9 protein-coding genes are annotated in these 8,508 nt (G+C 71.7%); 3 read left to right on the forward strand and 6 right to left on the reverse strand.

Going from position 1 to position 8,508, the window contains the following annotated elements:
* Nucleotides 1–34: 34 nt before the first annotated feature.
* From rbsD to C1J00_RS07330, 5 genes are all read right to left on the reverse strand, one after another.
* Nucleotides 35–424, reverse strand: coding sequence for a D-ribose pyranase (rbsD, locus tag C1J00_RS07310; RefSeq protein ID WP_102908212.1), 390 nt, complete (start codon nt 422–424; stop codon nt 35–37).
* Entirely contained in the window at nt 421–1,323 is a 903-nt protein-coding gene (locus C1J00_RS07315) for a ribokinase (RefSeq protein WP_102908213.1), read from the reverse strand. The genes rbsD and C1J00_RS07315 overlap by 4 nt, the downstream gene beginning before the upstream one ends.
* Nucleotides 1,324–1,399: 76 nt before the next feature.
* Nucleotides 1,400–3,349, reverse strand: a complete 1,950-nt coding sequence (locus C1J00_RS07320; RefSeq protein WP_102908214.1) for an ABC transporter permease/substrate-binding protein — start codon at nt 3,347–3,349, stop codon at nt 1,400–1,402.
* Nucleotides 3,339–4,877: a sugar ABC transporter ATP-binding protein gene (locus tag C1J00_RS07325; protein WP_102908215.1), complete on the reverse strand. Its 1,539-nt coding sequence runs from the start codon at nt 4,875–4,877 to the stop codon at nt 3,339–3,341. Before C1J00_RS07325 ends, C1J00_RS07320 begins: the two co-directional genes overlap by 11 nt.
* A complete protein-coding gene (locus C1J00_RS07330) occupies nt 4,874–5,893 on the reverse strand; it encodes a LacI family DNA-binding transcriptional regulator (RefSeq protein WP_102908216.1) in 1,020 nt (339 codons plus the stop codon). Before C1J00_RS07330 ends, C1J00_RS07325 begins: the two co-directional genes overlap by 4 nt.
* 227 nt (nt 5,894–6,120) lie before the next feature.
* On the opposite strand from C1J00_RS07330, the gene C1J00_RS07335 reads away from it, so the two are divergent.
* Nucleotides 6,121–6,486 (forward strand): cupin domain-containing protein, encoded by a 366-nt coding sequence (locus C1J00_RS07335; protein WP_102908217.1) that lies wholly within the window; start codon nt 6,121–6,123, stop codon nt 6,484–6,486.
* A gap of 82 nt (nt 6,487–6,568) precedes the next feature.
* The gene (locus C1J00_RS07340; protein WP_102908219.1) at nt 6,569–7,216 is read left to right on the forward strand and encodes a dihydrofolate reductase family protein; all 648 of its coding nucleotides are present in this window, start codon (nt 6,569–6,571) and stop codon (nt 7,214–7,216) included.
* Nucleotides 7,217–7,253: 37 nt separating this feature from the next.
* Here the strand turns inward: C1J00_RS07340 and C1J00_RS07345 are convergent, their stop codons facing one another.
* A complete protein-coding gene (locus C1J00_RS07345) occupies nt 7,254–8,054 on the reverse strand; it encodes an MBL fold metallo-hydrolase (RefSeq protein WP_102908218.1) in 801 nt (266 codons plus the stop codon).
* A gap of 86 nt (nt 8,055–8,140) precedes the next feature.
* Between C1J00_RS07345 and C1J00_RS07350 the strand changes: the two genes are divergently transcribed.
* The coding region (locus C1J00_RS07350) for an ABATE domain-containing protein (RefSeq protein WP_180989448.1) at nt 8,141–8,508 on the forward strand (368 nt) is incomplete at its 3' end.

Below are 8,508 nucleotides of genomic sequence, written 5' to 3' on the forward strand. Positions count from 1 at the left end.
GGATCGGGTGCAGGAACGGCTGTCGGCACGGGTGTCAGAAGAAGACGCCGCACCTCAGCAGGACGTTCGCGTACGGCCGTGCCTCGCCCGTGCGGACGATCAGCCGGGCCCCCGCCGAGAGCTCCTTGAGCCGCTCGTGCGACACCAGGCGCAGCCCGGGAAAGTGCCCCTCCAGCAGCGACCATGCCTGCGGGTTGGCCTCCCGCAGCTCCTGCGCCGCCGTCGCCCCCTCGACCACCAGCTCGGCCAGCAGCCCGTCCAGCACCTCGGCGAAGGCCGGCACCCCTGCCCGGAAGGCCAGGTCCACCACCCGGGGGCCGTCGGGGATGGGCATGCCCGCGTCGCACACCAGCACCCCGTCGCCGTGCCCGAGTTCGGCCAGCGCACCGGCGAGGTGGCGGTTCAGTATTCCGCTCTTCTTCACCGGGCAGCGACCTCCGCCGCCGTCGGGAAGGACGCCTGCGCGCCCTTCTTCGTCACGGTCGCGGCCCCCACCCGCACCGCGTACGCCGCCGCCTGGGCCAGGGACTCGCCCGCCCCCAACCGCCAGGCCAGCGCGGCGGTGAAGGAGTCGCCCGCGCCGGTGGTGTCCACCGCGTCCACCTTCACGGCCGGGACACGCGAGACGCCCTCCGCCGACGCCACCAGGGCGCCCTGTTCGCCCAGCGTCACCACCACCGACCTCGGGCCCTTGGCAAGGAGGATCCGCGCCCAGTCCTCGGGGGTGTCCCCGACGGCGGAGGCGCCCAGGATCACCTTCGCCTCGTGCTCGTTCACGATGAGCGGGTCGCAGGCCGCCAGCACCTCCTGCGGAAGCGGGCGCGGCGGCGAGGGGTTCAGTACGAAGCGGCTCTCCGGCGCCAGGCTCCGTACGGTCTCCACCACCGTCTCCAGCGGGATCTCCAGTTGCGCCGACACCACCCGGGAGCCCTGGAAGAGACAGCCGGCCGCGCTGACGTCCTCCGGGGTGAGACGGCCGTTCGCGCCGGGCGAGACGACGATGCTGTTGTCCCCGGACGGATCGACCGTGATCAGTGCCACACCGGTCGGCGCGCCGCCCACCAGGACACCCACCGTGTCGACGCCGGCCTCCCGCTGCGAGTCCAGCAGCAGCCGGCCGTGCGCGTCGTCGCCGACCCGGGCCAGCAGCGCCGTACGGGCACCGAGCCGGGCGGCGGCCACCGCCTGGTTCGCGCCCTTGCCGCCCGGGTGGACGGCCAGGTCGGAGCCGAGCACGGTCTCGCCGGCACCGGGCCGGCGCTCCACCGAGATCACCAGGTCGGCGTTGGCCGACCCGACGACCAGGAGGTCGTAGTCGTTCATGAGTTGCTCCCCACGTGAGTGACATGGCCGGGCGGTCGCCCCACGCTGTGGACAACCGCCCGGCCGTTCCCCGATGTCAGCCGCTGAAGCCGGCCACGTTCTCCTTCGTGACCACCTTCACCGGCACCTTCACCGTCTCCTCGACCTTCTCGCCCTTCAGGGCCCGCAGGGCGTTGTCCACGGCGATCTTCCCCAGCTGGGACGGCTGCTGCGCCACCGACGCGTACAGCGTGCCGCCCTCGACCGCCTTCAGTCCGTCCGGCGTGCCGTCGAAGCCGACGACCGAAACCGACTTGCCGGCCTTGGAGCCCAGGGCCTTGATCGCGCCGAGGGCCATCTCGTCGTTGGCGGCGATGACGCCCTGGACGTCGGGGTGGGCCTGGAGCAGGTTCGACATGACGTCGAGGCCCTTGGTGCGGTCGAAGTCGGCGGGCTGCTGGGCCACGACCTGGATGCCCGGGAAGGCCTTGAGGCCGTTGGCGAAGCCCTGCGCGCGCTCCCGGGCCGCGGACGTGCCGGCCTGCCCCTGGAGGATCACGATCTTGCCCTTGCCGCCCAGCTTGTCGGCGATCGTCTTGGCGGAGAGTTCACCGCCGGCCACGTTGTCGGAGGCGACCAGGGCGTCCACCGGCGCCTTGTTGACGCCCCGGTCGACCGCGATGACCGGGATCTTCGCCTTGTCCGCGGCCTTGACGGAGTTGCTCGCCGCGTCCGAGTCCACCGGGTTGACGATGATCGCGCCGAGCCCGGAACTGGTGAAGTTCTGCAACTGGTTGGCCTGCTGGGAGGCGTCGTTCTGGGCGTCCGTGACGGTCAGGTCCACGCCCCGCTTCTCCGCCTCGGCCTCGGCGCCCGCCCGGATCTGCACGAAGAAGGGGTTGTTGAGGGTGGACAGCGACAGACCCATCTTGGGGCTGCTCGTGGCGGAGGAGCCGTTGTGCAGGAAGGACGTCGCGCCGACGATCGCGACGGTGACCACGGCCGCGAGCCCGTACGTCGCCGCCTGCTTGCCCCTGCCTCCCTGGGAAGCACCGGACACCGGCGTCGCCCCCGCCTTGCGCCGCAGCGTGTCGAACAGCACCGCGAGCGCGATGACGACACCGATGACGACCTGCTGCCAGAACGCGGACACGTTCAGCAGGTTCAGCCCGTTGCGCAGCACGGCCAGGATCAGCGCGCCGATGAGCGTGCCGGAGGCCTTGCCGGTACCGCCGGCGAGGGAGGCGCCGCCGATGACGACGGCGGCGATCGCGTCCAGCTCGTAGCCGTCGGCGGCCTGGGGCTGCGCGGAGGAGAGGCGGGCGGCGAGGACGACACCGGCGACGGCGGCGAAGACACCCGAGAAGGCGTAGATGGCGAGCTTCTGCTTCTTGACGCGCAGGCCGGAAAGCCGCGCGGCCTCCTCGTTGCCGCCGATCGCGTACATGGAGCGGCCGATGTAGGTCCGGCCGAGCACGAGGGCGGCGATCAGGCCCATGACGATCATCACCAGGACCGGCACCGGCAGCCAGCCGCCGAGGGTGTCGCCGAGGTGGGAGACCGAGTCGGGGAAGGCGATCGGGGAGCCCTCGGAGATGACGAGGGACAGGCCGCGGGCCACGGACAGCATGGCCAGCGTGGCGATGAACGGCGGCAGCTTGCCGTAGGAGATCAGGATGCCGTTGACCAGGCCGCAGACGATGCCCGTCGCTATGGCGAGGAGGACGGCGAGGAAGACCGGCACACCCGCCGAAGTGGCGCTCCAGGCCAGGACCGTGGCGGACAGCGCCGCGACCGAGCCGACCGACAGGTCGATGCCCGCCGAGACGATCACGAACGTCACGCCGAAGGCGAGGATGGCGGTCACGGCCGCCTGCACGCCGACGTTGAGGAGGTTGTCGGTCGTCAGGAAGTCGCCGGACAGCGCCGACATCGCGATGACGAGGACGATGAGCGCGGTGAGCGCGCCGTTGTCGAGCAGGAGGCGGCGCAGGCCTCCCGAGGCGCCACCCGCGCCCGTCGTGCTCTTGAGCGTGTCAGTGGCCACGGGAGGCCTCCGTTCCGGTGGTGATCGGGTTCGTGGTCGCCGGGGTGCTGACGGCGAGTGCCATCACGGCGTCCTGGGTCGCCTCGTCGGCGGAGAGTTCACCGGCGATCCGGCCCTGGGCCATCACCAGCACCCGGTCGCTCATGCCGAGCACCTCGGGCAGGTCGCTGGAGATCATCAGGACGGCCGCGCCGGCGGCGGTGAGTTCGTTGACGAGCTGGTAGATCTCGACCTTGGCGCCGACGTCGATGCCGCGCGTCGGCTCGTCGAGGATCAGCACCTTGATGTCGGCGAGCAGCCACTTGCCGATGACGACCTTCTGCTGGTTGCCACCGGAGAGGGTGCGCACGTGCTGGCCGAGGCCCGCCATCCGCACGCCGAGCTGCTTCGCGATCCGCTCGGCGGCCTCGCGCTGGCCCCTGAGGTCGACGAGCCCGCCGCGCGTGGCCGACCGCAGCGTCACCAGGCCGAGGTTCTCCTCGACCGAGGCGTCCAGCACCAGGCCCTGGCCCTTGCGGTCCTCGGGGACGAGACCGATCCCGGCGGTCATCGCCGCGTTGACGTCGTACTTGGCGATCGGGGCGCCGGAGACCTTCACGGTGCCCCTGTCGTACGCGTCGGCCCCGAAGACCGCCCGGACGACCTCGGTACGGCCGGCGCCGACCAGCCCGGCGATGCCGACGACCTCACCGGCGCGCACCTCGAAGCCGACGTCGTGGAAGACACCGTCACGGGTGAGCCCCTCGACGGACAGCAGGGCTGCGCCGCGCTCGGCCCGCTCGCGCGGGTACTGCTGCTCGATGGAGCGCCCGACCATGAGCCGGACCAGCTCGTCCTCGGGCGTGGAGGCGGGCACCTGGCCGACGCTCTTTCCGTCCCGGATGACCGTCACCCGGTCGCCGAGCGCGGCGATCTCCTCCAGGTGGTGGGTGATGAAGACGATCCCGACGCCGTCCTCGCGCAGCGTGCGCACGATCGTGAAGAGCTTGTCGACCTCATCGGAGGTGAGCACGGCGGTCGGCTCGTCCATGATCAGCACGCGGGCGTTCAGGCTGAGCGCCTTGGCGATCTCGACCATCTGCAGGCGCGCGATGCCGAGGTCGCGGACCCGCGCGCGGGGCGACACGGAGAGGCCGACCCGCTTGAGCAGGACCTCTGCGTCGGCCTCCATCCGCTTCCGGTCGATCATCCCGAAGCGGCGCGGCTGGCGTCCCAGGAAGATGTTCTCGGCGACCGTGAGATCGGGTACCAGGTTGAACTCCTGGTAGATGGTGGCGATCCCGAGCCGCTCGGAGTCCTGCGCGCCCTGGATGCGCGTCTCCCGGCCGCCGACCAGGATCCGCCCGGCGTCGGGGGTGTAGGCGCCGGAGAGCATCTTGATGAGGGTGCTCTTGCCGGCGCCGTTCTCACCGAGGAGTACGTGCACCTCGCCGCGGCGCAGGTCGAAGTCGACGCCGTCCAGCGCGATCACGCCCGGGAAGGTCTTGCGTATGCCCTCGATGCGCAGCAACTCGTCCGCGTCGCTCACGTCGTGCTCCTTTGCACTGGGGTGTGGTTCTCGCCGCACGAGCGGCGTACGACGAGACGGGCGGGGAGGGTGACGGACTCGCCGGGCCGCCCCTCGATGCGGTCGACCAGGGCCCGTACGGCGGCCCGGCCCAGCTCGCCTGTGGGCTGGGCGATCGCGGTGATCGGCGGATCGGTGTGCACGAACCACCGGATGTCGTCGAACGCGGCCAGCGCGAGGTCGTCCGGTACGCGCAGGCCACGCGCGCGTACCGCGTCCAGCGCGCCGAGCGCCATCAGGTTGTCGGCGGCGAAGACGACCTCGGGCGGTTCGGCCAGGTCGAGGAAGCCCTCGGTGACCAGTCGGCCGCTCTCGGCCTGGAAGTCACCCTGCCCCGTGTAGGCGTCGGGCAGTTCCAGCCCGTACGCGCCGAGCGCCTCACGGAAGACCTCCACGCGCTCACGGCCGGTCGTGGTCGCCGCCGGGCCCGCGATGATGGCGAGCCTGCGGTGCCCAAGCCCGTACAGATGCGCCACGAGGTCCCGTACGGCACCCCGCCCGTCCGACCGCACCACCGGCACGTCCACGCCCGGGATCCACCGGTCCACGAAGACCATGGGCGTCCCGGTCCGTGCGGCGTCCAGCATCAGCGGCGAGCCGCCGTCCGTCGGGGAGACGAGCAGCCCGTCGATCCGCCGGTCCAGCAGGGTGCGTACGTGGTGGTCCTGGAGGTCCGGCCGCTCGTCGGCGTTGCCGATGATGACGCTGTAGCCGAGCGAACGGGCCTCCTCCTCGACGGAGCGGGCCAGTTCGGTGAAGTACGGGTTCATCACGTCGCTGATGACCAGGCCGAGGGTGCGGGTCTGGTCGGTGCGCAGGGAGCGGGCGACGGCGTTCGGGCGGTAGCCCAGGGTCTCGACGGCGGCCAGCACGCGGGTGCGCGCGTCGGCGCTGACCGACGGGTGGTCGTTCAGGACGCGCGAGACCGTGGCGACGGAGACACCGGCCTCGGCAGCGACGTCCTTGATGCTGGCCACCGCCGCTCCACCTCCTCGTGGATCAGTCGGGGAGCACGGGTGAGTGCTCGTGGAATCGATTACATCGACCGGAGCATGGAATCGATTACAGCCGTCTGAATCAAGCCCCCGGCGGTACCTCTTGACCGGATCGTGATGTCGCGGGGCGCGGCCGGACGGGCCAGGCTGGAGGTACGGGGGTTTCACGAGGGGCGTTCGAGGCCCTGGCGGGCCGGAGCGGAGGAACCATGACGGCTGCGACCCGGAACGACGTACCTGTCGCCCTCCAGGGCGACGGAGTGGAACTGCGCACCAAGCCCATCGGCGGCGGCCTCTCGGTGGGCTACATCACCCTCCCCCGGGGCACGGACATGGGCCCGGCCCTCAAGGGCCTGCCCGACGACGCCTGCCAGTGCCCGCACTGGGGCTACCTGCTCAAGGGCCGGCTCCGGGTGCGCACGGCCGCGGGCGAGGAGGAGTACGAGGCGGGGCAGGCGTACTACTGGGGCCCCGGCCATGTGCCGGTGGCGCTGGAGGACAGCGAGCTGGTGGAGTTCTCGCCGAGTGAGGACTTCCAGCAGGTGATCGACCACGTGGTGGCGCAGGCCGGGTGAGCCGGGGGAGACCGCCGGGTCCGTGCCGATGAGTTTCGCCGGCCCGGGCGGTCTCCCTCTCGTCGACCTCTGGAGGAGCGCCGTGACCCAGCTGCTGCGTGTGCAGAATTTCAACGTCTCGAGTGACGGATTCGGGGCCGGTGAGGGCCAGAGCCTGGAGCGGCCGTTCGGCCACGCCGACCCGGGGACGATGTTCGCCTGGGCCGGCGCGACCGCGAGCTGGCCGAACCGCACCGACCCGGGCGGGAGCCGCGGCCTCGACGACTACCTGGTGCGCGACTTCCACCACAACATCGGCGCCGAGATCATGGGCCGCAACAAGTTCAGCCCGCAGCGCGGCCCCTGGCAGGACCACGAGTGGCAGGGCTGGTGGGGCGACGAGCCCCCGTTCCACACGCCGGTGTTCGTGATGACGCACCACGAGCGCCCCTCGTTCACCCTCTCCGACACGACGTTCCACTTCGTGGGCGGGGATCCCGCCGAGGTACTCGCCCAGGCCCGCAAGGCGGCCGGGGGCAAGGACGTCCGGCTCGGCGGCGGGGCGATGACCGTCCGGGAGTTCCTGGACGCCGACCTGGTGGACACGCTGCACGTGACCGTTTCGCCCGGCGTGGTGCTCGGATCCGGCTCACGGCTGTGGGAGTCGCCCGAGGAACTGCTCGACCGCTTCCACCGCGATGTCGTGCCGAGTCCGAGCGGGGTGGTTCATCACCTGTTCTGGCGGAAGTAGACGCGCGATCTGCTCCGCTCGGCGGAAGGGCGGCAGGTCAGGCGCCCTTTCCCCAGTCCAGCCGGTCGGCGAGCCCGGCTGCGGTGAAAGCGGCTTCCAGCGCGTCGCCGCCTTCGGTGAAGTGGGCCCAGCTGTCGTAGTGGACGGGGACGACGCGGCGGGCGCCGAGGGTCTGCGCGGCCTCGGCGGCCATCGCGCTGTCCAGGACGATGACCTGGTTGTCGAAGAGGACGGGGAAGCGGGGAGCGCCGGCGAAGAGCACGGCGGTGTCGACGGGGGCGAAGCGGTCGGCGATCTCACGGACCGCATCCAGTGAGGCGTTGTCGCCGCTGACGTAGACGGTGGGCAGGCCCTCGCTGGTCAGGACGAAGCCGACGACCTGGCCGGCAAGCTGCTCGACCTGCTCGCGCGGGCCGGGGCCGTGCACGGCGGGGACGCCGGTCACGGTGACCGTGCCGCCGCCGGGGCGGTCCAGCTCGACGGACTCCCAGTCGGCCAGGCCCCTGACCCTGTCCCCGAGGCTTTCGCGCAGGCGCTCACCGCCGCCGGGCGTGGTCAGGGTCAGGGGTATGCCGGCGAGCAGGGCCCGGCCGGAGGTGTCGAGGTTGTCGGGGTGCTCGTCGTGGGAGAGCAGGACCACGTCGACGCGGCCGAGGTCGCCCGGGCTGCCGGCGGACGGCGCGGTCTTGGTCAGGAGCGGGCCCTCGGGGCGGCCGTAGTCGCCGGGGGCGTCGAAGGTCGGGTCGGTCAGGAAGCGCAGGCCGCCGTACTCGAAGAAGGCGGTCGGGCCGCCGAGGACACGGACGGGGAAGTCGGTCGTCACGGGCAGGGAGGACATGAGGCACCTCACGGATAGGCGTGGTTGAACCGTGAGACGACCGTAGCCGCTTCTCACGGATACAAGCAAGCCGTACCATGAGAAGCATGGAGGAGCACGTGACTGAGCAACCCGCCCCGCCGCCCGCACAGGGCGAGGTGGAGCACCCCTCGCTCGCCCTCGCCAACACCGCGATCGCTCTGCCCGGCGGGCGCACGCTGGACCTCCTGGGCACCCCCGCCCAGACGAACCACTGGCTGACCCAGCGCGGCCTCGCCCCCGTCGACGCCGGCATGCGGGAGATGTGCGCGGCCCAACTGAGGTCGCTGCGCGAACAGATCAGGTCGCTGTTCGCCGCCCGCGCCGACGGCGTACCCGCCCTGCCCGCGGCGGTGACGGCCATCAACGACGCGATGACCAGGGTTCCGACGGCCCCGCTGCTGCGGTGGGACGACAAGACCGGCCCCTGCCGGAC

Origin of the sequence: Streptomyces cahuitamycinicus (genome assembly GCF_002891435.1) — a bacterium.
Lineage (GTDB): Bacteria > Actinomycetota > Actinomycetes > Streptomycetales > Streptomycetaceae > Streptomyces > Streptomyces cahuitamycinicus.